The sequence below is a fragment of the Agrobacterium pusense genome (genome assembly GCF_013285525.1).
GTDB lineage: Bacteria > Pseudomonadota > Alphaproteobacteria > Rhizobiales > Rhizobiaceae > Agrobacterium > Agrobacterium pusense.
Genome location: NZ_CP053856.1, coordinates 1,358,700 through 1,381,627 on the forward strand (window position 1 = coordinate 1,358,700; position 22,928 = coordinate 1,381,627).

The 22,928-nt window shown below is 59.0% G+C and carries 24 protein-coding genes; 15 read left to right on the forward strand and 9 right to left on the reverse strand.

Annotated features, from left to right (window positions below; all coding sequences use genetic code 11):
* Nucleotides 1–14 precede the first annotated feature (14 nt).
* Nucleotides 15–752 (reverse strand): rhomboid family intramembrane serine protease, encoded by a 738-nt coding sequence (locus HQN82_RS06655; protein WP_035210731.1) that lies wholly within the window; start codon nucleotides 750–752, stop codon nucleotides 15–17.
* 353 nt (nucleotides 753–1,105) lie between these two features.
* On the opposite strand from HQN82_RS06655, the gene HQN82_RS06660 reads away from it, so the two are divergent.
* The 3 genes from HQN82_RS06660 (at nucleotide 1,106) to HQN82_RS06670 (ending at nucleotide 3,760) form a co-directional block, all read left to right on the forward strand.
* Nucleotides 1,106–1,660: a PAS domain-containing protein gene (locus HQN82_RS06660; RefSeq protein WP_173614690.1), complete on the forward strand. Its 555-nt coding sequence runs from the start codon at nucleotides 1,106–1,108 to the stop codon at nucleotides 1,658–1,660.
* A 172-nt stretch (nucleotides 1,661–1,832) separates the two neighbouring features.
* Nucleotides 1,833–2,450: a PilZ domain-containing protein gene (locus HQN82_RS06665; RefSeq protein WP_022556297.1), complete on the forward strand. Its 618-nt coding sequence runs from the start codon at nucleotides 1,833–1,835 to the stop codon at nucleotides 2,448–2,450.
* Nucleotides 2,451–3,154: 704 nt separating this feature from the next.
* The gene (locus HQN82_RS06670) at nucleotides 3,155–3,760 is read left to right on the forward strand and encodes a transglutaminase-like cysteine peptidase (RefSeq protein ID WP_004442271.1); all 606 of its coding nucleotides are present in this window, start codon (nucleotides 3,155–3,157) and stop codon (nucleotides 3,758–3,760) included.
* 72 nt (nucleotides 3,761–3,832) lie between these two features.
* Here the strand turns inward: HQN82_RS06670 and HQN82_RS06675 are convergent, their stop codons facing one another.
* Together HQN82_RS06675 and HQN82_RS06680 are read right to left on the reverse strand one after the other, a co-directional pair.
* Complete coding sequence (locus HQN82_RS06675; RefSeq protein WP_004442274.1) at nucleotides 3,833–4,267, reverse strand: DUF1489 family protein; 435 nt, start codon at nucleotides 4,265–4,267, stop codon at nucleotides 3,833–3,835.
* A gap of 65 nt (nucleotides 4,268–4,332) precedes the next feature.
* Nucleotides 4,333–5,736, reverse strand: a complete 1,404-nt coding sequence (locus HQN82_RS06680) for an L-serine ammonia-lyase (protein WP_037092522.1) — start codon at nucleotides 5,734–5,736, stop codon at nucleotides 4,333–4,335.
* Between the two features lie 650 nt (nucleotides 5,737–6,386).
* Between HQN82_RS06680 and HQN82_RS06685 the strand changes: the two genes are divergently transcribed.
* Complete coding sequence (locus tag HQN82_RS06685; protein ID WP_045533750.1) at nucleotides 6,387–6,734, forward strand: hypothetical protein; 348 nt, start codon at nucleotides 6,387–6,389, stop codon at nucleotides 6,732–6,734.
* A gap of 9 nt (nucleotides 6,735–6,743) precedes the next feature.
* Here HQN82_RS06685 and HQN82_RS06690 read toward each other — a convergent pair whose 3' ends face one another.
* Together HQN82_RS06690 and HQN82_RS06695 are read right to left on the reverse strand one after the other, a co-directional pair.
* A complete protein-coding gene (locus tag HQN82_RS06690) occupies nucleotides 6,744–7,508 on the reverse strand; it encodes a phosphodiester glycosidase family protein (RefSeq protein ID WP_112766374.1) in 765 nt (254 codons plus the stop codon).
* A gap of 109 nt (nucleotides 7,509–7,617) precedes the next feature.
* Nucleotides 7,618–7,779, reverse strand: a complete 162-nt coding sequence (locus HQN82_RS06695; protein WP_004442283.1) for an entericidin domain-containing protein — start codon at nucleotides 7,777–7,779, stop codon at nucleotides 7,618–7,620.
* Nucleotides 7,780–7,967: 188 nt separating this feature from the next.
* Here HQN82_RS06695 and HQN82_RS06700 point away from each other — a divergent pair, with 188 nt between their 5' ends.
* On the forward strand, nucleotides 7,968–8,744 hold the full coding sequence (locus HQN82_RS06700) for a formyl transferase (protein ID WP_173614691.1): 777 nt from the start codon (nucleotides 7,968–7,970) through the stop codon (nucleotides 8,742–8,744).
* A gap of 90 nt (nucleotides 8,745–8,834) precedes the next feature.
* Nucleotides 8,835–9,755 carry a methylenetetrahydrofolate reductase gene (locus tag HQN82_RS06705; protein ID WP_137068760.1) on the forward strand — a complete coding sequence of 307 codons (921 nt, stop codon included), beginning with the start codon at nucleotides 8,835–8,837 and terminating at the stop codon, nucleotides 9,753–9,755.
* Nucleotides 9,756–9,800: 45 nt separating this feature from the next.
* Here the strand turns inward: HQN82_RS06705 and HQN82_RS06710 are convergent, their stop codons facing one another.
* The gene (locus tag HQN82_RS06710; protein ID WP_169692031.1) at nucleotides 9,801–10,739 is read right to left on the reverse strand and encodes a LysR family transcriptional regulator; all 939 of its coding nucleotides are present in this window, start codon (nucleotides 10,737–10,739) and stop codon (nucleotides 9,801–9,803) included.
* 70 nt (nucleotides 10,740–10,809) lie between these two features.
* Here HQN82_RS06710 and HQN82_RS06715 point away from each other — a divergent pair, with 70 nt between their 5' ends.
* Entirely contained in the window at nucleotides 10,810–11,028 is a 219-nt protein-coding gene (locus HQN82_RS06715; RefSeq protein WP_004442294.1) for a DUF1127 domain-containing protein, read from the forward strand.
* Between the two features lie 271 nt (nucleotides 11,029–11,299).
* Nucleotides 11,300–12,340 (forward strand): GlxA family transcriptional regulator, encoded by a 1,041-nt coding sequence (locus HQN82_RS06720; protein WP_004442297.1) that lies wholly within the window; start codon nucleotides 11,300–11,302, stop codon nucleotides 12,338–12,340.
* Nucleotides 12,341–12,575: 235 nt separating this feature from the next.
* On the opposite strand, the gene HQN82_RS06725 is transcribed toward HQN82_RS06720, so the two are convergent.
* Nucleotides 12,576–14,051: an NAD(P)H-hydrate dehydratase gene (locus HQN82_RS06725; protein WP_112766372.1), complete on the reverse strand. Its 1,476-nt coding sequence runs from the start codon at nucleotides 14,049–14,051 to the stop codon at nucleotides 12,576–12,578.
* A 357-nt stretch (nucleotides 14,052–14,408) separates the two neighbouring features.
* Between HQN82_RS06725 and HQN82_RS06730 the strand changes: the two genes are divergently transcribed.
* From HQN82_RS06730 to hspQ, 4 genes are all read left to right on the forward strand, one after another.
* A complete protein-coding gene (locus tag HQN82_RS06730) occupies nucleotides 14,409–14,747 on the forward strand; it encodes a P-II family nitrogen regulator (protein ID WP_003515720.1) in 339 nt (112 codons plus the stop codon).
* Between the two features lie 70 nt (nucleotides 14,748–14,817).
* Nucleotides 14,818–16,227: a type I glutamate--ammonia ligase gene (glnA, locus tag HQN82_RS06735; RefSeq protein WP_004442307.1), complete on the forward strand. Its 1,410-nt coding sequence runs from the start codon at nucleotides 14,818–14,820 to the stop codon at nucleotides 16,225–16,227.
* A 99-nt stretch (nucleotides 16,228–16,326) separates the two neighbouring features.
* The gene (locus tag HQN82_RS06740; RefSeq protein WP_037092514.1) at nucleotides 16,327–17,247 is read left to right on the forward strand and encodes a DMT family transporter; all 921 of its coding nucleotides are present in this window, start codon (nucleotides 16,327–16,329) and stop codon (nucleotides 17,245–17,247) included.
* Between the two features lie 87 nt (nucleotides 17,248–17,334).
* Entirely contained in the window at nucleotides 17,335–17,664 is a 330-nt protein-coding gene (hspQ, locus tag HQN82_RS06745) for a heat shock protein HspQ (protein ID WP_004442310.1), read from the forward strand.
* 101 nt (nucleotides 17,665–17,765) lie between these two features.
* On the opposite strand, the gene HQN82_RS06750 is transcribed toward hspQ, so the two are convergent.
* Nucleotides 17,766–18,422 (reverse strand): invasion associated locus B family protein, encoded by a 657-nt coding sequence (locus tag HQN82_RS06750; protein ID WP_004442311.1) that lies wholly within the window; start codon nucleotides 18,420–18,422, stop codon nucleotides 17,766–17,768.
* Nucleotides 18,423–18,729: 307 nt separating this feature from the next.
* On the opposite strand from HQN82_RS06750, the gene HQN82_RS06755 reads away from it, so the two are divergent.
* The 3 genes from HQN82_RS06755 to HQN82_RS06765 are packed head-to-tail and all read left to right on the forward strand — an operon-like array spanning nucleotide 18,730 to nucleotide 22,267.
* Nucleotides 18,730–20,577 (forward strand): extracellular solute-binding protein, encoded by a 1,848-nt coding sequence (locus HQN82_RS06755; RefSeq protein WP_173614692.1) that lies wholly within the window; start codon nucleotides 18,730–18,732, stop codon nucleotides 20,575–20,577.
* A 39-nt stretch (nucleotides 20,578–20,616) separates the two neighbouring features.
* Nucleotides 20,617–21,285: a DsbA family oxidoreductase gene (locus HQN82_RS06760; RefSeq protein WP_022556308.1), complete on the forward strand. Its 669-nt coding sequence runs from the start codon at nucleotides 20,617–20,619 to the stop codon at nucleotides 21,283–21,285.
* A 49-nt stretch (nucleotides 21,286–21,334) separates the two neighbouring features.
* Nucleotides 21,335–22,267, forward strand: a complete 933-nt coding sequence (locus HQN82_RS06765) for a DMT family transporter (RefSeq protein WP_004442314.1) — start codon at nucleotides 21,335–21,337, stop codon at nucleotides 22,265–22,267.
* A gap of 55 nt (nucleotides 22,268–22,322) precedes the next feature.
* Here the strand turns inward: HQN82_RS06765 and HQN82_RS06770 are convergent, their stop codons facing one another.
* On the reverse strand, nucleotides 22,323–22,667 hold the full coding sequence (locus HQN82_RS06770; protein WP_004442315.1) for a hypothetical protein: 345 nt from the start codon (nucleotides 22,665–22,667) through the stop codon (nucleotides 22,323–22,325).
* Between the last annotated feature and the right edge of the window lie 261 nt (nucleotides 22,668–22,928).

Genomic DNA, 22,928 nt, shown 5'->3' on the forward strand with positions numbered 1-22,928 from the left:
GGAGCGTGATCGGCCTAGCGTAACGGGCGATCGAAAAGGCCGAAGAACAGGAAGCCGAGCAGAAACCCGAAAACATGGGCATCCCAGGCGATCTGACCGCCGACGTCGCCGAACAGCGGCACGCCGACCGCAATCAGCACATTGCCGAACAGCCACATCAGCGTGAAGATCAGCACCGTACGGTTGGAGAGCGCCGCAAGAATGCTCTGCCGCGGCATCAGATGGCCGAAAGACGCGCTATATCCGCCCCGCGCCGGAAAGGCGAACCGGCAGGCCGCTCCCATCAGCGCCGAAACGACACCGGACGCTCCGATCAGCACCGTCACGTCCCCCCAGTTCAGAACGGCGTGGCCAAAGGCCGAAACGGCGGCGGAAATGCACCATAACAGCACGAAACGCACTGTTCCGATCCGGCGCAGAACCGGCGCGCCGAAGGCCATCAGCCACAATCCGTTAAAGAGGATATGCTCGATACCGCCATGCAGGAAAGAATAGGTCACCGGCGTCCACAGCCATTCCAGCCCCTGCTGGGAAAACGGCACCGCATAACGCAGCGGAATGAAGCCGAAGGTGAAGATGAACCAGCCATTGCCTTCCTCCGACAGAAGATAGGCGGGAACGACATAAGCAACGATCAGCACGACCAAGATGCCCACCAGCAGCGATGGCAGATTGAAGACGGGATTGTTCGCATCGTCTTTCGGCTCCGGCGTTTCCGAAACCGGCGGCTGTTCGCCGTCCTCGTAGGACATGGTTCATCCCTGTCTTGGTCGAATTTTGCGTTTCCCGAGCAATATAGGAAGCCTGAAAGAAAAAAAAGCCGTCCCGCCTTCGAAGCGCGCGACGCCGGAACCGTAACCGGAAAAGGCGCCGGGCCAAAAACGGTCCGGCTTGCAGGCCCACCGTAAAGGAACGTGCGGTGCCATTAAATTGTGCTGAAGGAGCTTTCCCCGACAGGGCCGCACCGATGCCACGACAAATGCCGTCAGGCAATATCAACCCTTTGTTAACCTTAACAAATCCAGTTGGCACGAAAATCGCTACACCTCCAGATACAGACGTTCGGATGGACATGATGTCCCAAAAACGAACATGGAGAGATGCTATGAAGAGCATGGCCGGACTGGAGATATATGCCTATTGGGATGAATTGCGCGGCAAGAGCGCCGCTCCACGCCGCGAGGACATTGAACCCTCGAAGCTCAAGACTCATCTCGGCGACCTTTTCATCCTGACAGACAAAGGAGAGGAAACACCCTTCTTCCGTCTTGCCGGCACCCGTCTTTGCGACCTGTTCGGCCGCGAATTGCGGGACCGCCCGTTTTCAGAACTCTGGCCGGCGGCCGGCGCGTCCTTTCCCTGTCGCGTGGCGCTCGGCATCCTGCAACATCAATTGCCCGTGGTCTTCGACATCGATGCTGACGACGGCTACGGCGACACGCCCCTGGCGTTCGAAATGCTGCTGCTGCCACTGCGCACGGAAGCAGGTGTCGCCCCGCGGCTCCTCGGCGCGCTGCTTCCACAGCAGCCACGGCACCACACATTGATGGTGCCGATACACCGTCTGTCGATGAAAAGCAGCCGGCTGCTGCGTATGGACATCAACCCGGCCGGATATTCGGCCAATGCCGCAGCCGCGTTACGAACGGGTAGATGCTGAGGCGTCCAGGATCGACGAAGCGATGCTGAAAGCCCATGGCCGCACCGAGCGCGGGGCAACGAAACGTAACGATTTGGTCGATTAGAAAAATTGTAGAGATTAGGTAATACAGTCTGTTAACTCGCACAGGGTAGAAACGGACGATCATCATTCATTACAATTTGCGCTGCCCATGTTTTCGTCCCGTTCGGTCAACACCGCCCAAATTCTGCGCCCGGTTGAGGAAGTTCGCCTCGACGACGCCGTGCGTGTGTCCTTCAATGGCCGGCTCATGTTGCCCGATCACGAAGAATATGATTGCACCGCCACCGAGATGACCGCCGAGAGAGCACAATTCACCTGCCCGGGTGTCGCCCGCAATGGCGATCGCGTCATCGCCTATCTCCAGCATATCGGCCGGATCGAAGGCACGGTGACGTCGCTGACTGCATCCGGTTTCCTCATCGCCATCAATGCGCCCGAGCGCAAACGCGAAAAGCTCGCCGCCCAGCTCGCATGGATCGCCAAGCGTCAGTTGCTGGGCCTGCCGGAAGACCGTCGCCACGACCGCCTGACGCCGCGCAATGCCAGGGCGCAGCTGGTTCTCGAAGACGGCATGCTCGTCGCCTGCCGCCTGATCGACCTGTCGCTCTCGGGCGCAGCAATCGAGATAGAACACCGGCCGCCGCTCGGAAGCCGCGTCCAGCTTGGCAAAAACATGAGTGGCAAGATCGTGCGTCACTTCATGGAAGGCGTCGCCGTTGAATTCGATCGTGTCCAGTCACCCGACGCATTGATCGAGTTTCTGTAAAATGGCCCCGCACGGCCCGACGCCATTCCTCCGCAAAGCGTGAAGTCAGGCAGCGTACAAGGCTGCAGTCAGTCCATCGCACCATGATGGGCAGTCGGGACCGGGCGGCTTTTTCAACGCACCTTTACCGCAGCCTCGCCTCCTCGTCCCTGCCCGAAAATCCGGTCGGCGTGTGTTCGCGACGCGGATATCCCCGTTCAAAAACAAGTCCGCGGACGCAGTTTGCCGCTTTCGACCTGTCGCCCAAACAACGTCCCGACAGGAACGCTCCCCTTGGTAATTTGCGGCACGACCGGGGCACGGACGTAGCCTGCAACACGCCGTCCGAACTTTTTTTCGAGAAAAAAGCAGTTTTTTTGAAGTTTTTTTCGGCGCTTTTTCGACGCGCGCCAGCAAGGAACACCCATCCCAAAACGGGAAATCCCCTACATCGCCCGCTTCCGCTACGGCGATGAACATGGGTATGAAAACACCTGCGAACGAAAAATCGCTGTCGATACAGCGGCATAAATGGCTACCAAAAACCTAAAGCCGGAATGCGTAAAATTCTAATAAAATTTGCTTCAAACACGTGTAAAAAACACTTCAAATACAGTTCAAAACATCGGCTAATTTGCTGAAATTTAAGCTCAAATTGCGCCACGCAAATTTCCGCCGGGTCAAAAAATACCTGCGAATGTCTCCTCAACACGGGGAGACAAGCAATGAACAACAACCGTATCGTTTTCATCCTGATCGCGTTCATCGTCGGCGCCTTCGCACAGCAGGCCAGCGCATCGCCGGCAGCGGTCATGCGCGTCATCGGCAAGGCCAATCCACCGATCGGCCACTATGAATTCTGCCAGACCTATCAGAGCGAGTGCCAGCCGACTTCGCTGGACAATGGCCCGATGAAGCTGACGGAAGAGCGCTGGAAGACGATGCTTGACGTCAACTACACCGTCAACACCACGATCACGCCGATGACCGACATGGAAATCTACGGCGTCGAAGAACGCTGGGCCTATCCTACCACCGTCGGCGATTGCGAAGATTTCGTATTGCTGAAGCGCAAGATGCTGATGAACAAGGGTTTCTCCGCCTCCAACCTGCTGATCACCGTCGTTCTGCAGCCGAATGGCGAAGGCCATGCCGTTCTGACCGTTCGCACCGACCGTGGCGACTTCGTTCTCGACAATATGCGCAACAAGGTCATGAACTGGTCGGAAACCGAATATACCTATCTGAAGCGTCAGGACACCGCCAACCCGGGTCGCTGGGTGAAAATTCAGGATGGCCGCGCCACCAATGCAGTCGGCGGCATCAACTGACCAACCCGTCTCCCCAAATAAAAAAGCCGGCCACCAAAAGGTGCCGGCTTTTTCATTTTCGTCCATCATGCGTCAGAGCAGACCAAGTTCGGCCAGTTCGCGCCTGAGATCGGAAGGCATGTCCTCGCCGCCTCCTCCACCCCCGAGATCGCGCGGCGCCTCGTCATCCTTCAGGTAGCGCCAGCCCTGAAACGGCCGCTTCGGCGCAGGTGAGGTCTCGATCACCTCGGGTCCGAGAACGAGATCGCAGCGCGAAATACCGTCGTCTCCCTTGAAAGAACGGATATCGAGCAGCTTCTGTCGAGCCTGCACCTGCCCCTTGATGACCCAGTAGAGTGAGCCGCCTTCAAGCAGTTCCTCTACCCGTTTGGGGATCATGCGGGTGGTGTGGACGCTGTGCGGCTCCAGGCCCGCAGCCATGGCGGTGAGCGATCGCTGCGCGACCCAATCCCTCAGGTCCTGGAGTGAATCCGCGCCGACGCAAAGTTTGATGAGATGTAGAGGCATGTCTCTATCAATGCCTTTTTGCGGCGGGCGTCAAGCATGCCGGACATGCCGGGCGCCCAGCCCGCTCAACACTCCACAACGTTGACGGCAAGGCCGCCGGTTGAGGTTTCCTTGTATTTCTCGCTCATGTCGTTGCCGGTCTGGCGCATGGTTTCGATACAGGCATCCAGCGGCACGAAGTGCTGACCGTCGCCTTTCAGCGCCAGCGACGCCGCCGTGACCGCCTTGACCGCGCCCAGTGCGTTGCGTTCGATGCAGGGCACCTGCACCAATCCGGCGATCGGGTCGCAGGTCATGCCGAGATGATGTTCGAGCGCGATTTCCGCCGCATTCTCGATCTGCTCGGGCGATCCGCCCATCACCGCCGCGAGACCTGCCGCCGCCATGGCCGCAGCCGATCCCACTTCCCCCTGACAGCCCACCTCCGCGCCGGAAATCGACGCGTTATGCTTGATGATGCCGCCAATCGCTGCCGCCGTGAGGAGAAAGTCCCGCACGTCGTCGACGGTGGCATCCTCATGGAAATGCCGGAAATACCGCACCGTCGCCGGCACCACGCCCGCAGCGCCATTGGTGGGCGCGGTGACGACACGGCCGCCGGCCGCGTTCTCTTCGTTCACGGCCATGGCATAGACGCTCAACCAGTCATTCGCCATGACGGGATTCAACCGGTTGCTACGCCATTCCGCATTCAGTTTTTCATAGATCGAACGGGCACGGCGACGCACCTTGAGGCCGCCGGGCATGATGCCGTCCACCTTCAGCCCGCGCTCGATACATCCGTTCATCGCGTCCCAAATCTGGTCCAGCCGTTCATTCAGCTCTTCGCGCGAAACAACCGTCTCCTCGTTCGCCCGTTTCATCTGGGCGATGGTGCGGCCGGACCGCGCGGCCATTTCCAGCATTTCCTTCGCCGTGGCGAAAGGATAGGGCACGCGCGGGCCGTTATCGATGGTCTTGCCGCGCTGCTTGATCGCCTCCAGTTCCGTGTCGGTGACGACAAAGCCACCGCCGACGGAATAATAGATGCGCTTGACCAGCAGCCTGCCCTGGTTATCGAAAGCGGAGAAGGTCATGCCGTTCGCATGGCCCGGCAGCGGGTTCTTCTTGTCGAAGACGAGATCTTCGGCCGTCCTGAACTCGTAGGTCGGATGGCCGGGCGGCGTAACCGTACCGGCCTTCTCCACCGCCTCTATGATGGCGTCCATCGCGTCGGGATCGACAAGGTCCGGCCGCTCGCCGGTCAGGCCGAGAATGACTGCCCGGCCGGTGCCATGACCAATGCCGGTGAAGGCGAGAGACCCGTGCAGGCTGACCTTCAGGCGCGCAACGGCGGCACCGGCGGGGCGCGGCCACTCGTCGCTGAGGATCAGCGCCAGAAAGCGGTTGGCCGCCGTCATCGGTCCCATCGTATGCGAACTGGAAGGGCCGATACCGATCTTGAAGACGTCAAAGACCGAAAGAAACATTGAGTTTTTCCTGCGTAATGGATTCCGTCACATCATATCCAAAGCTGGAACTTATCGCCACAAAAGAGCGGCACCGGCTTTTGCAGCTGCGACATGGGCCTCCCGGAAACGAAAACAGCACGGTTTCCAGAGGAAAACCGCGCCGTTTCAAAACCCGTCAATCAGGAGAGATGCTTATGGGCTGCCAAAAATGTACGTCAATGCGAGAAAAGCGGCAAAGCCTGCGAGTGCGCGCAACGTGACGCCCCAGCAGGATTTCTGAGCGGTTTCTTCCATGATTACTCCAGCTATTCACTCTCCGGGCGATCTTCAAGACCCGGCCCGTGGAGGAAGCATTTATTAAAATCCGGCGCGGAAGGCAAATGCAAAAAGCGGCTAAATGAAGGCGTTTTCGACGGGCTGCCATTCGCGCCTTGCATAGGTATGTTAAAAAACAAAGCGTTAGCGCGACCCTGAAACCAGTGCCATTTCTGGCCTCGCCGCAATTTAGGCTAAAGTGTAACCGTTTTTTAAAGGTTTCATACAAACACCTGTTGAAAACGGCGGACGCGGGCACGTTGCGGTCGCAATTCTTCCGCTGAAACCCATCTTGAATGGCTGCGACCGCTGCTTTATCGACCATGGTCAAACAGCAACGATGCGAGTCCCACATGCAGACATCCTCTTTCCCCGACCGTGAAACTGTTGCTTCGAAACTGACCTCGCTTGCGAGTGAGGATAAGGCCTGGGTGTCGTTGCTGATGGAGAACGCGCTGCAGGACGAGAACCTGCTGGCAGGCCTTAACCTTTATCTCGACCAGCAGGCCGGCGCCCGTTTCCTTAATAGCCTGAAGCTTGAAGCCACCGGTGAATGGCTGGGTGGCCACGCCCCTGCCCGTCTGCAAATCCGCTTCGCGGAAATTGCGAAGGCAAGCCAGCATCCTGCTTATCTCGCCTTCCGCAAGGGGCTGACGGCTTCCGCCGGCCTTGAAAAAGCCTATCCCAAGGCGCCGATCTGACCCGCTCGACTAATCCGGCACCCTGTCGACCACGGCGATGATCGGCCCCATGGGGAACAATGAATCTCGCCTCTTCATCTCGGGAATATCGACGCTGGAAATGGTGCCGTCGAGATAGAGCGCATTCGGTGAATCCAGCACATCCCTGAACAGGGTGGCGAAATCGTAAAAGCGCACGGTATTGTCCGAAATGGCAAAATGTACCATGCCATCGCGAGAGACTCCGACGCCGTTGCGGCGCTTCAAGCTGTCGCTGTCGGGCAGAAAACGCGGATGCACTCCGCCGTCGATAACAAGCATCGGCCCGGACTGGGTGGCAAAATCGGGCTTCGGGTCGGCCGTCAGATAGGCTTCGGTCGCCAGCACGCCCGCCCTGTGATCCTTCAGGTAAAACACGCCATTCGGAAGAAGATGGAAATTGCCCCAGCCACCGCGGGTGCTGAGTGGCGAACGTTCCACGCCGTTTTCGATAAACAGCCCGACGGGGGAATAATCGGAATGATACATGCCGCCATTCATGGCGAAGACACTGAACATGTGCTGACGCCAGAGCGCGGAGGATAGATCGGCGAAAGAACGATATCCCTGTCCTGAGACATGGTCGCGGTCGTAAATCCGGATGGTGCTTTTCGCCGGATCGAAACTGCAGACGGTATAGCGGCCGCCCGCATGATCCACGATTCTGCAGAAATCCACCTGCCCGCCCGCTTCGGCCGCAAATGGAAGCAGCAACGGCAACAGCAGCTTCGCCAGTCTTTTCATCGATCTGTTCATGCCCACCCCGTGATTCTCTTCAGGGGAACATTCGCAGGGAAATTCGGTCAAAGAAAAGGCGTCACCCTGGCTTCAGGGAGACGCCGGACTTTCAGAAGGGGAGATGTCGTCAGCGACGGGCGGCGCGGTCGACGCTACGGCCGGCATCCTGGGTCGCATCCACGGCGTTCGCCGTATCCCGGCCCATGCCGCGAATGGTGTTGCCGCAAGAACTGAGCGTCACGACGGTCAGCAGAGCCACGAAAACGGTCGAAAGAATGCGTGTGATCATTTGAAACTACTCCCCTATGACTTGCCGTCCGAGGCAAGCGCCGATGTGATATGCGTCACAATAACGTGAGTCCCAAAATTCGGTTCCAGCGGCGTTTCAAAAAATCCTGTCGATGAAAATTAACATGGTTTTGAGCTTCGCGAGGGAAACTGCGCGTGGATCGTGGCTTGAGAAATCCAGTGGGTGACATGACTGACATCAATAATCGGCTTCTGGTGATGACGGCGGGCGGCGTGAACCCTAACGTCATGATCAATGCGCTGGCAGCGCGATTTCCCGACATCCATGTGTTCATGGAACAGCCCGAAAGCAAATCGGCCATCCTCAAGCGCCGGGCAAGACGCCTCGGCTGGATTGTCGCAGTGGGCCAGCTGGCGACGATGGTCGCATCGCGGCTCGGCAAACGCTTCACGGTACGAAGAAGCAAAGAGATCATTGCGGAGCATGGTCTCCTGCCTGATCTGGGCGGCACCATTCCAGTCACGCATTTCGCCTCGCTGAACGATGAAGAATGTCGCAAGGCCGCCAATCTCCTGAAACCGGCTGTCATCTTCACCATTTCCTGCCGTCTGCTGACGCCGGCGCCGCTCAGGGACCTGCACTGCCCCATCATCAATTTTCACGCCGGCATCAACCCGGCCTATCGCGGCCAGATGGGTGGATACTGGGCGCTGGTGGAAAAGGACCGGGGCAATTTCGGCGCAACCGTGCATCTCGTTGACAAGGGTGTGGATACCGGCGCCACACTTTACGAAAAACGGCTGAAACCCTCACCGTCCGACACCATCGCCACCTATCCCCTTCTCTTGACAGCAGCCTCGGTCGATATCGCCATCAATGCCATCGAAGACGCCTTGTCCGGCAGCCTTGCGCCGCAGCCGCCCTCGCCCGGAAAGTCGGTGCTCCGCTTTCCACCAACAATCTGGACATGGCTCTGGAACGGTCTGACGAAACGGGTCTGGTAGCGCCGCCGGCACCGCGCTCGGCTCAAGCTTCGTCGCAGATGCAGGGCTGTCTTGCCGCAACAGGCACAGACTTGGCCTCAAAAACGGTGCATGATAATCAAAAGGATCATGCACACATTGCCCGATATCTCCGCCACTTCCGTCATCCCCGCCTCCATCGAGGCCTCACCCGCGCAGGTGCTTGGCCCGGCAAGTCTTGCCGGTCTTTTTCCGCAGGGCGTGCGCGTTTATCTGACAGATACCGGAGCCGCCTCGCAGGTGAAGCTGGTCGATGCCGCAAAGCATCTGCGTGATCTCGGTTATGAGCCCGTTCCGCACCTTGCGGCGCGCCGTATCGCCTCTCGCATCGATTTCGAGGAACAGGTGAAGCGGCTTGCCGGCGACGCCGGCGTGACCGACGTGCTGGCGGTCGGCGGTGGCGTCGAGAAGCCAGAGGGCCCGTTCACGTCTACCATCGACATGCTTTCCACGGGCATTTTCGACCGTTGCGGCATCAGGCATATCGCAATTGCCGGTCATCCGGAAGGCAGCCCCGATTTCAACGACGAAACGGCGACGGCCGCGTTGCGGCTGAAACGCGATTTTGGCGAAAGAACCGACGCCGCCATGCGCATCGTCACCCAGTTCGGTTTTGATTCCGCCCGCTTCATCGCCTGGGCAGAAGGGCTTGCCGCATCCGGTATCGATCTGCCGGTGCATATCGGCGTTTCCGGCCCGGCCAAGATCACCACGCTCCTGAAATACGCCGCGCTCTGCGGTGTCGGCAATTCCATTGCCTATCTCAAGAAAAACGCGCTTTCCCTGACCACGCTTGCCAGGGGTCATTCACCGGAAAGCATCGTCGGGCCGATCGAACGGCACTGGCGGGACAATCCGCAAGGACCGATCCGGCAGATCCATGTCTTTCCCTTCGGCGGGCTGAAGGCGTCGTCAGACTGGCTGGTCAGTCGTGGCAGCTGGCGGACCGAAAACGCGGATCACGCCGCAGCCACGGGTTCGGTGGCGATCTAAGCGGCGCGTCGACGGCGCATGATGGCCGTGACGCGTTCCTTCGCCTCATGCCGCCTTCGCAACCTCGACAAAGGCATTGCGGATGCTTTCCGCCACTGCGAGCACCGGCCGCGACGCCTTGTCGCCCATAATCAGGCGAATATCGAAATAGCCGAGTTCCGGCAGGCCTTCCTTCTCGCCCAGAATGACCATGTCGTTCAGCACATAGGATCGTGGCAGCGGCGCGATGGCGAGATCTGCGGCAATCGCCGCACGCTGTGCCATCGTGTGGCCGCTGAGATAGGCCACGCGGAAATTGCGCCCACGTTTTTCCAGCGAATGAATCGCCTCCGAACGCCAGATGCAGCCCTCTTCCCATATCGAGATCGGCAGCGGATCGCGCAGATAGGCCGTGCCGCATTTCGCACCCGCCCAGACGAGCCGTTCGCGCATCAGCACCTCGCCGGTGTCCCTCAGTGGATGTGAAGCACAGTTGACGAGGGCGAGATCAAGACGCTGCTCGTCCATCCGCTTATAGAGATTGGAGCTGGCATCGATTGTGACGTCGATCATGATGCCGGGGAAAGCCTCGGCGAAACGCTTGAGAATGCCCGGCAGCAGCCCGCGCTCGCCAATATCCTCCGGTGCGCCGAGACGCACCACACCGGACAATTCGGGCATGACGAAACGCGACACGGCCTCGTTGGACAAGGCAATCATGCGGCGCGCATAAGTCAGAAGCGTCTCCCCATGAGCCGTCAATGTCACCGAACGCGCATCGCGCAGGAACAGCGTCGTTTTCAGCTGCTCTTCGAGCTTCTTGATCTGCATCGAAACGGCCGATGGTGTTCTGAACACGACTTCGGCGGCGGTCGAGAAGTTTCCCGTTTCCGCAATGGCGACGAAGGTCCTCAATATGTCGTTATCCAGCAACGGCAGCGGTTGGCGGAAAGTCACGGTCATGGCACGCACCTTCAAATATTTTGATTTATAGATGGATATCATTTCGTTTGATTGAATGTCAACAACGGCGCACCATCCTCACATCAATCGTGGTTCAGGAAAGGATGAAGACATGACCATGATACATTACCTGCCCGCGGCGAACCGCTCCCCGCATCGCCCGTCATCCGCCGGCTGGCTGCAGCGCCTGTCAGGCAATATCGCCTCCCATTATGCGTCATGGCGCCGTGCGAGGATGCTCCGCGCGCTGGAAGCGCTCCCGCCTGAAACATTGAAGGATATCGGATGGCCCACAACCGACAACTACGGCAGAAGCGTCATTCGCAAATGACCGCCGGCCGATGGCTCGCAGCCTTTCTTACGCCCGCGAGCCATCGCCCTCTGCAGGTAAATGGCGGCCCCCGGGCGTAAATTGGCCTGCCTGTTTTACATGCGACGCGACGCCCTTTAAAAAGGCTTGTCGCAAAATTTGCATATTTCAAAAGCTATTTTTTGACAGCCCCGATTCCACGGCGTATTTTTCGTTAAAGATGTCGCATACAGGACATCCAGAAGACCAATTCCAAGGGAGGAATTGCGTATTCGCAACGGAGCACGGGCAAATGAGCAGAAACTCCCAGAAGAAGCGCTCAATCGTCTTTTTTCTCATTCCGCAATTTACCATGCTGCCCTTCGCCGCAGCGGTTGAAACGCTTCGCATCGCCAACCGAATGTTGGGCTACCAGGCCTATGAATGGCGCATCGCCTCGCTCGATGGCCAGAAGGTCATGTCATCGAGCGGCATCTGTCTTGAGGCCGATACCTGTCTTGCAGATGAGCGGCGTTATGTCAGCGGCGAAAACCGCCCGGAAATGGCAATCATCTGTTCGGGCATCGATGTGGATCAACACATCAACAAATCGGTCAACGCCTGGCTGCGCGAAGCCTATAATCGCGGTATCGCCATCGGCAGCCTCTGTACCGCCGCCCATATCCTTGCGCAGGCTGGCCTCCTCAACGGCAAACGTTGCGCGATCCACTGGGAAAACCTGCCCGGCTTTTCCGAAGCCTTCCCGCAGGTGGAAGTCTACGCAGATCTCTTCGAAGTCGACAGCAACATCTATACCTGCGCCGGCGGCACGGCCTCGCTCGACATGATGCTGAGCCTGATCGGCCAGGATTTCGGCGAGAACCTCGTCAACCGCGTCTGCGAACAGCAATTGACCGACCGCGTGCGCAGCCCCAACGACCGCCAGCGCCTGCCGCTGCGCGCCCGCCTTGGCGTGCAGAACAGCAAGGTTCTGTCGATCATCGAATTGATGGAAGGCAATCTTGCCGAGCCGCTGTCGCTGCTCGATATCGCCGACGCCGCCGATCTGTCGCGCCGGCAGGTGGAACGCCTCTTCCGCCAGGAAATGGGCCGCTCGCCCGCCCGCTATTACCTTGAAATCCGCCTTGACCGCGCCCGTCACCTGCTGGTGCAATCGGCCATGCCGGTGGTGGAAGTCGCCGTCGCCTGCGGGTTCGTGTCAGCGTCGCATTTCTCGAAGTGTTATCGCGAAATCTACAATCGCACCCCGCAGCAGGAGCGCGCCGAGCGCAAGCTGCTGATCAGTGCTTCGCGCATGGCAATGGCGAGCCAGGCAGGCAAGGCCGCCCATTGAAGGCGGAGTTGAAGGTCCCGAGCGCGACAGGACTTGTCTCAGAGCAAAAACCTGTCCTCCGTCATGCCGGACTAGGTCCGGCATCCATTCACGGCGCGTCTGCGCCGTGAGAAGAGTATTTCGCGATCAAGGACCTGATCGCACTGGCCCCCGAATTTAGTCCGGGTGACGAAGTGCGGATGATGGAACTGTGGCAGATCGCAGGTTCAGCGAGCAGCCAGCAAATCAGACCAGTTCACCCAAACGGCCGAACCGCATGGGCGAGGTCCTCCGCCGTCATGCCGGCGCCCGCTCTGTCGCCCGCCTCGCCATGCAACCAGACCCCGGCTGCAGCCGCTTCGAAGGCAGGTGCACCCTGCGCCAATAGCGCGCCGATGATACCGGCCAGAACGTCACCCGATCCTGCCGTCGCAAGGCTCGCCGGGGCGTTCGTATTGACCAGCGCCCGGCCATCGGGCGAAGCGATCACCGTGTCCGCACCCTTATAGACCAGGACTGCGCCGCTGCGCGCCGCAGCGACCTGCGCCTTCTCGATCTTGCTCAGCGTCCCATCGGCCGCCAGATCGGCAAACAGCCGGGCGAACTCGCCCTCATGCGGTGTCAGCACGAATTTGCCCGCACCGGAAGTGATACGCTCGAACAGGACATCCGTATCATCCCTGAAGGCCGTGATCGCATCAGCATCCAGCACCACCGACTTGTCACCAAGCAGCGACACGAAGTGCCGCGCCTTTTCGAGATCGCCGAAGCCAGGGCCGAGAACGAAGGCGCCGTGACGCTCATCGTCAAGCCACACGCGCAGATCGTCGGCATTGTCCATCGGAACGTTCATCACGGCCGTCAATGTGACAGACAGCACGTCGAGCGCCGCTTTCGGCGCTGCGACAGTAACGATCCCCGCCCCCGCCTTCAGCGCTGAAAGCGCGGTCATGCGGCTAGCACCCGTCGCATGGGCGGGGCCCGAAAAGACCGTCAGGTGCCCCCTGCGGAATTTATGGGTCTCCATACCGGCGCGCGGCAAGGCATCCCGCCAGACAAACGGATCGTTTTCCGCCACCGATCCCTTATGAGCCTCGAGGATACGCAACGGTATGCCGATATCGAAAACCTCCAGCGCTCCGCAAAGCTCCCGCCCCGGCATCAGCAGATGACCCGGCTTGCGCGCCATGAAGGTGATCGTGCGCTCCGCCCTGAACGATGCGCCAAGCGCCACGCCACGCCGGCCGCAAAGCCCCGAGGGCAGATCCACGGCAAGAACCGGCACCTTCGCCTGCATGACCGCCTCGATCAGCCGGACTAGCTCCGGCGGAACATCGCGGGACAACCCGGCTCCGAACACGGCGTCGATCACCACGTCGCCGGAAAGAGGCGTATAGGCATCAAGCGGCAGCGGCGTCACGCCGCTCCGCTCCAAGGCCACGCATGCATCCCCCTTGAGAAGGCCGATATCGCCGAGATGATGGACAACGACTTTAGCGCCGCTTTGCGCCAGCGCCCGCGCCGCGACATAACCGTCACCGCCGTTATTCCCGCTGCCGCACAGGACGACGAAGCGCAGCGTCTGCGGGTAATGCCGAAGCGCCGAAGCAGCCACCGCCTGCCCCGCACGCTCCATCAAATCGTAAAGCGGGATGCCGGATTGGCCGGCTGCCGCATCGATGCGCGCCATCACAGCCGGGTCGAGAAGGAGGAACTCGGAAATGGAGGTCATGCCCCATCATTCCTTCAAAACGCAGGAAAGGCAATCGATACAAAAATAAGCAAAATTCGGAGACCAAAAAATACTCAAATGCATATAATATGTGCAATAGCTCAACCCGCGACCACAGCATAATCGAATTTTAAAAATTTCTAATATTAAAGAAAACCGCAGAAATGCTGATGGATTTTTCGGATTCTAGTGACGAATTGCCGGTAGAACCGCAAAAAGCGAATGCATTTTGTGCGGGAAAGGCCGCGGGGCGAAGTTTTTTCTTCAAGCCCGCTTCCGATCTGGCACAATACGTGCATTCTTGTGGCAGAGCGGGAGTTACCTGCTTTAACGGGAGAAGCGGAGAGATATTTTCTCATGAAAAAGATCGAAGCGATCATTAAGCCTTTCAAGCTCGACGAAGTGAAGGAAGCCCTTCAGGAAGTCGGACTTCAGGGAATCACGGTCACGGAAGCAAAAGGCTTTGGTCGTCAGAAAGGCCACACGGAACTCTACCGCGGTGCAGAGTACGTCGTGGACTTTTTGCCGAAAGTGAAAGTCGAAGTCGTACTGGCGGATGAGAATGCGGAAGCCGTCATCGAGGCGATCCGCAATGCGGCGCAGACCGGACGCATCGGCGACGGAAAGATTTTCGTTTCCAATGTCGAGGAAGTCATCCGCATCCGTACCGGTGAAACAGGCGTGGACGCCATATAATTAAAAAAGTCCCGAGCCGGGGAGGCTTGGGTTTTCACCTCGTCATCATCACACTCAAGGAAAAGTTTAAATGACGACCGCAAACGATATCTTGAAGCAGATCAAGGATAACGACATCAAGTTCGTGGACCTGCGCTTTACCGACCCCAAGGGCAAGCTGCAGCACGTCACCATGGACGTGGTATGCGTCGACGAAGACATGTTCGCCGACGGCGTCATGTTCGACGGCTCCTCGATCGCCGGCTGGAAGGCCATCAACGAGTCCGACATGGTGCTGATGCCAGATCCGGCCACCGCCCATGTCGACCCGTTCTTCGCCCAGTCCACCCTGGTCGTCCTTTGCGATATTCTCGACCCGGTCTCGGGCGAAGCCTATAACCGCGACCCGCGCGGCACCGCCAAGAAGGCCGAAGCCTACCTCAAGGCATCAGGTATCGGCGACACGGTTTTCGTCGGTCCCGAGCCTGAATTCTTCGTCTTCGACGATGTGAAATACAAGGCAGACCCCTACAACACCGGCTTCAAGCTCGATTCGTCCGAACTGCCGTCCAATGATGACACCGACTACGAGACCGGCAACCTCGGCCACCGTCCGCGCGTCAAGGGCGGTTATTTCCCGGTTCCGCCGATCGACAGCCTGCAGGACATGCGCTCCGAAATGCTGACGGTTCTCGCCGAAATGGGCGTCGTCGTCGAGAAGCATCACCACGAAGTGGCTGCCGCACAGCACGAGCTGGGCGTGAAGTTCGACACGCTGGTCTCCAGCGCCGACAAGATGCAGATCTACAAGTACGTTGTGCACCAGGTCGCCAATGCCTATGGCAAGACGGCAACCTTCATGCCGAAGCCGATCTTCGGCGACAACGGCTCGGGCATGCACGTTCACCAGTCGATCTGGAAGGGCGGCAAGCCGACCTTCGCAGGCGATGAATATGCAGGCCTTTCCGAGACCTGCCTCTATTACATCGGCGGCATCATCAAGCACGCCAAGGCGATCAATGCCTTCACCAACCCCACCACCAACTCCTACAAGCGTCTGGTGCCGGGTTATGAAGCGCCGGTTCTGCTCGCTTACTCCGCGCGCAACCGTTCCGCATCCTGCCGTATTCCCTTCGGCTCCAACCCGAAGGCAAAGCGCGTCGAAGTCCGTTTCCCGGACCCGACCCAGAACCCCTATCTCGGTTTTGCGGCCATGCTGATGGCCGGCCTCGACGGCATCAAGAACAAGATCCATCCCGGCAAGCCGATGGACAAGGACCTTTACGACCTTCCTGCCAAGGAACTGAAGAAGATCCCGACCGTCTGCGGTTCGCTGCGTGAAGCGCTGGAAAGCCTCGACAAGGACCGCAAGTTCCTGACCGCCGGCGGCGTGTTTGACGACGACCAGATCGATAGCTTCATCGAACTGAAGATGCAGGAAGTCATGCGTTTCGAAATGACCCCTCACCCGGTCGAATTCGACATGTACTACTCGGCCTGATCGGCCCTGCGGGCGCTCCACCGGGGCGCTCCATTCATCGCGGCGGTTTTCCCCGGAAAGCCGCCGTTTTCTTTTGAAGTTCAACCCTGACCGTGAAGAATGCCGAACACGCCAGCCACGCAGCAAACCCGCCTCACGGACTGGCTCATCTTTCTGGCCGTTCCCTTCTTTTTCGCCAGCAACGTCGTTTTCGGCCGCGGCGTCGTCGGTGAGGTCTCGCCTTTCATCGCCGCCTTCATCCGCTGGATGGGCTCGACGCTCATCATCGCGCCCTTCATGATCGCCGACTGGCGCAACTGCCTTGCTTTCGTGCGGCACAAGACGCTGCTCTGGCTCGTCCTCGGCATTCTCGGCATGGGCATCTGCGGCGGCGTGGTCTATTGGGGCCTCACCATGACCACGGCCGCCAACGGCACGCTGATCTACACCACCTCCTCGCTGTTCATCATCCTGTTCCAGCGCATCTTTCAGGGCCGGCCGATCCGCAAGCTTGAAGTGGCGGGCATGATTATCGCCTTCGCCGGCGTCGCCGCCATCGTGCTCAAGGGCGATATCTCCGCTCTCCGGCACATGAATTTCAACATCGGCGACTTTGCAATTTTGACCGCGGCCATTGCGTTTGCGATCTATTCCGTGCTGCTGCGCGATCCGGCGGCGCGGCAGATGGCGTCCTTCAGTCTCTTTGGACTGATTGCATTTTCCGGCGCGCTTGTCCTTCTGCCGCCGGCAGCACTGGAACTGGCACAGGGCGGCATGCTGCCTGCCACGCCTGTTGCATGGGCAAAGATCGGCGGCATCATCCTGTTCGCCTCACTTCTGGCCTTTTATTGCTTTACCCACACGGTGCGCGTTTTCGGTCCCGCCACGGCGGGAATTACGCTGTACATGATGCCGCCGGTCTCGATCCTCATGGCGACGGTGTTTCTCGGCGAATCCTTCGAGACCTATCATGCCATCGGCATCGTATTGGTCACCGGCGGCGTCATCATCGCCACCGCGCCGATCGGCAAAGGGCGCTGAACACGAACGGCAGAGCAGCGTCAAAGCGCCAGGTCTTGATATTTCGCGTTCCGATACCAACTAGTATTGGGAAAGGAAGTACATGCCATGAAACAAAGAAACGCAAAATTCACGCTTGGCGAGATCGTTCGCCACAAGGTGTTTCCGTTCCGCGGTGTGGTAATCGACGTGGACCCGGAATATGCCAATACCGAGGAATGGTGGAACGCCATTCCCGCGGAAATCAGGCCGGAACGCGACCAGCCCTTCTATCATCTTCTCGCCGAAAACGAGGAGACGGAATATGTCGCCTATGTTTCCGAACAGAACCTCGTCCACGACGAGAACGAGACGCCGCTCCGAAATCCCAATATCGGCCGCATCTTTGACAAGGCGCCGAACGGCGAATGGCGCCCGAAAATGTCCACGGCGCACTGACGCCCGCCAAGCATCTCCCTCCTCCCGGGGATATCGAACGCGCATAAAAAAACCGGTCTGTCGCCAGACCGGTTTTCTGTTTTTTCGAGCTTGCGCGGCAATCAGGGCTTCGGCGCGCCCTTGGCAGCGTCCTGAGCAGCTTCGAGCTTCTTGCGAGCTTCTTCCGCCTTCTTCTGCATGCCTTCCTGCAGGCTTCGCTGGCTTTCGGCCAGCTGCGACTGGGTGATTGCCGGGCCGTCATAAGCGCCGGTGAAACCGGAAAGCGCGATCTTGATGGGGTTCGGTGCGCGGCGGAAGTTGATGGAGGTGAAGACCACCTCGCTACCCTTCTTCAGCGAAGCGATCATGGCGTCCGTCAGCGGCACTTCAGCCGTGCACTTGTCGGGAAGGCAAACGGCGTAATCGAGCTTCTGACCCTTACCGCCATCGATCTGCATCATCACACCCGGAGGAATGAGACGCGCGGTCGGAACGGAAACCTGCAGCAGCTTGCGGTTGACCTTGCCTTCAACGGTAATGAGGCCAACGGCCGTGATCATCTGGCCGTTCTGGGCGAGAACCACGTTCTGCACAACGCAGACATCGTTGTCTTCCTGCTTGGAGCAGGTCTTGAACCAGCCGAGCGGCGGAGCGCCAGCGCCCTGAGCAGCCGGAGCAGCATCCTGCGCCTGCGAGATGGCCGGAGCGGACACAGCGCCGAGAGAGAGGACCAGAGCGGACAGAGCCGTCCGGGTGAATGTGTTTGCCTTGTGCATCATAAGAGTTCCGTCTCCTGAATGTCTGCCAGAACAGAACCGCTCAAGGTCCTGTTCGTCGATGGCGGTATCCTTCTGCCCGTTCAACTGTCGTTTAAATGAGGCAAATGCGTGACCCGTCTCTTCCGGTCCCCCTGTTACATGCCGTTCGCGGCGATATCCAGCACTTCTTTAACTTTTTCTTGAGCGGAGCCAAGATTTCCCGCGCTTGCATGGGTCATGCAATGTCCGTGTGCTACATATCTGCCAGAATCATGACGATAAACGGTCCTGACGCACATCGGACGGACAGTTGAGACAGGACAGTGACATGCGCAACCTTGCGGCCCTCATCCCCGCATTGTTTCTTTTGGGATCATCCCTGCTTCCCGGCGGGAGTGCGGTAGCGCAACCGCTGCACGCCATCTCGATGCATGGCACGCCAGCGCTTCCCGCAGATTTTTCACACCTTCCTTATGTCAATCCTGACGTGAAGAAAGGCGGCCGCATTTCTTATGGCGTGGTCGGCACCTTCGACAGCCTGAACCCCTTCGTTCTTAAGGGAATGCGCACCACCGCCCGTGGTGTTTGGGATCCGGAATTCGGCAATCTTCTTTACGAGCCGCTGATGTCTCGCTCCAGCGACGAGCCCTTCAGCCTCTACGGGCTGCTCGCCGAAACCGTGGAGTGGGACGACGAGCGCAGCTTCGTTCAGTTCAACATCAACCCCAAGGCGAAATGGTCGGATGGCGAGCCGGTAACGCCTGATGACGTGATCTTCACCTTCAATCTCCTGAAGGAAAAGGGCCGCCCGCCATTCAACAGCCGTCTCGACGGCGTAGCCAAGATGGAGAAGACCGGCGAACGCAGCGTGCGCTTCACCTTCAACGAAAAGGCGAATCGCGAAACGCCTCTCATCCTCGCCTCTTCAACGCCGATCCTGCCGAAACACGCGACCGATCCGGAAAAATTCGAGCAGGCGGGCCTCGGTGCGGTTGTCGGCTCCGGCCCTTACCGAATCAAGACGCTGCGCCCGGGTGAACGAATCATCTGGGAGAGAAACCCCGACTACTGGGGCAAGGACATTCACGGCAAAGTCGGTTTCGATAATTACGACGAGATCAGCATCACCTATTTCCTCCAGGTCACGACCATGTTCGAGGCCTTCAAGAAGGGCGATATCGACATCTACCCGGAAGGCGATGCCATCAATGGCACCTCCGATACCTCTCACTGGGGGCAGGCCTATAATTTCCCCGCCGTGCATCGCGGCGATATCGTCAAGGACGTATTCCAGCCGCGCCTGCCGACCGGCATGTTCGGTCTCGTCTTCAACACCCGCCGTGCCGTCTTCGCTGACGAAAAGGTACGCGAAGGCCTTACCTATGCCTTCGATTTCGAGTGGATGAACAAAAACATCCTCGGCGGCTCCTTCAAGCGGACGCAGAGCTACTGGCAGAACTCGCCGCTCGGCGCCTATGGCAACGCCGCCGACGCGCGCGAGCTGGCGCTGCTCGGTGACGCGGCAAAGTCCATGCCGCCGGAGCTTCTGGCCGGCACCTATGCGCTGCCGACCACGGACGGCACGGGCGCCGACCGCAAGGTTCTGAAAATGGCCGTCGACAAGCTGAAAGAGGCTGGCTACAGCATCAAGAACGGCAGGATGTCCGATGCCAATGGCCGCCAGCTCGCTTTCGAAATCATGACGCAGAACCCGGCGCAGGAGCGTATCGCGCTGGCCTATCAGCGTTCGCTGAACCTGATCGGCGTCGCCATGGGCATTCGCTCGGTTGATGACGGGCAATACCAGTCGCGCTCGAACAGCTTCGATTACGACATGATCATCCGCTCCCTGCCCTCGTCGCTTTCGCCCGGCATGGAGCAGCTGAACCGCTGGAACTCACTCTCGCGTGATGCGCAGGGCAGCTTCAACTATGCAGGTGTTGCCAATCCCGATATAGACCGGATGATAGAGGCGCTGTTGCAGGCCCGCTCGACGGAAGATTTCCAGGCGGCCGTGCGCGCTTATGACCGCCTGCTTGTGGCCGGACATTATATCATTCCGCTCTATTATATCGGCGCCCAATGGGTCGCCCGCTGGAAATATATCGACCGCCCGGATATCACTCCAATACAGGGCAATCAGAAACAGACCTGGTGGGACGCGCGGGCGCAATAACCTGCCACCGTCATGTCTATCATATAAGGAACATCAGCCATGGAACGCATCGTTGTTGACGTCGTATCGGACATGGTCTGCCCGTGGTGTTATCTCGGCAAGGCCCGGCTCGATCTCGCCATTGCCGAGGTGCAGGATGAAATCAGCGTCGACGTGAACTGGCGTCCCTACCGCCTCAACCCGGACTATCCGCCGGAAGGAGTCGACCAGAAAGCCGCTCTCGAGGAAAAGCTCGGCAAGGAGCGTCTGGAACAGGCCCATGCCACGTTGGTTCAGCTCGGCAGGGAAGTCGGCATTACCTACGATTTCGACGCGATCAAGATCGGGCCGAACACGCTCGATGCCCATCGCCTGTCGCTCTGGGCCCATTCCGAAGGCCGCGACGTCCAGGAACGCGTCGTGACCGGCCTGTTCAAGGCCAATTTCGAGGAAGGCCGCAATATCGGTGATCACACCGTGCTGATCGACGTTGCCGCAAAGGCCGGCATGGATGCGAAAGTCGTCGAGCGGCTGCTGGCTTCGGACGCGGACAAGGATACGGTCGTCGCTGAAATCGATGCCGCCCAGCAGATGGGTGTCGCCGGCGTGCCCTTTTTCATCATCGACCAGAAATACGCCATAAGCGGTGCACAAACACCCGATGTCCTGATTGCTGCATTGCGGGATATTGCAAAAATCAAGGCGGACGAGCATAGATCGATGAACTGACGGTCAAATCACCGGCGGTTTTCAACAACTCCATTTTGCCGGTGTTTCCGTGTCCGACCAGACCCTGAAAGGCATTCTGCTCGCCTTTGCAGCCTTCGCTGCCTATGCCTGGAGCGATGCCAGCGTTAAACTCATTGAAGGCCAGATTTCGCCGATCGAATCGGCCTTCTTCGGAGCCCTGTTCGGCCTCGTCGCCCTGCCCTTCATCCGCAAACGCAATGACAGCTGGCTGGATGTGGTGAAAACAACCAACCGGCCGCTCTGGATCATCCGCTTTTTTTCGGCCGGCACCGGCGCTGTCGGCAGCGTGACTGCCTTTACCCATCTTTCCATGGCGGAAGCTTTCGCGCTGATCTTCCTGCTTCCGTCCTTCGTCACCATCATGTCGGTGATGTTTCTCAAGGAACAGGTGGGCATTCGCCGCTGGTCGGCCGTCATCATCGGTTTTCTGGGTGTGCTCATCATCCTGCGGCCCGGATTCCGTGAACTGGGCATAGGCCATCTGGGCGCCATCATCGCCGGCTTCAGCGGCGCGCTCAGCATCGTGATCTTCCGCGCCATGGGCCCATCGGAAAAGAATGTTTCGCTTTACGGTGCGGGCGTGCTGGGCTGTCTCGTCATCAGCGGCGTTGCCATGGTGCCGAGCTTCGTCATGCCGGGTGGCGAACAATGGCTGCTGCTGGCAGGATACGGCCTGCTCGGCGCGCTTGGCAACATTCTGGTCATGTACGCCGCCCAATATGCGCCCGCCGCCATGATCGGCCCGACGCAATATAGCCAGATGCTCTGGGCCATTCTGTTCGGTTATCTGATTTTTGGCGATCGTATCGACGGCTGGATGTTGATCGGCATTGCCCTCATCGTCGGATCCGGCCTGCTGACATTGCTCCGCGAGAAACAGAGAAAGGTGCCATTGCCCGCCTCCATCGCCGCGACAGACCAGAACGTGGCTGTCGGTATTACGCCGGAAGACAGTCACTAGCCCCAGAGAGCGAAAAAACCGGCGGCGCTTCAGGCACCGCCGGTCCGGCGTTCAATCAATCGCAAACCCTGACCCGATACATGTCGCCCCAGGCGTTCTGCCTCCAGGCTACATGGCAGCGGGGATAGACGGGTTCATAAACGACCGGCGGGCCATAAGCCGGCGCAGCATAGACGGGCGGACCATAAGCAGGCGCGTAATAGGCGGGGCCGTAGGCATAGCCCGGGTGTCTTGCACCCGCAATCAGCGCTCCGCCAATGATCGTGCCGGCAATGCCGGCCGCAAGGCCGCGGCCGAAATTATTGCGCGCTTCCGCCTGACTGGTGGTGGCAATTGTGGTGCCCGCAATTGTCAAAGCAACCAGACCAGCGGTGGCAAACCTGTTGATATTGGTCCACATCGTCCTGCTCCTTCATCACGCGGCGGCATCCACTCATCCGCCGCACCGGGTATGAGGGAAAGATTACGCCCGCGAAGAGTACCGGTAGATGTCCGTTTCGTTACATTGCGGTAATTTTCGCTGAAGGCAGTGAGTGGAGTTTTCGAGGGATTGGCTAATGGATAATGAGCCAAAGATGGGTGTGGTTTACCCCCCTCTGCCCTGCCGGGCATCTCCCCCACAAGGAGGGAGATCGGCAAGACGCACTGTCGCCACTTCATT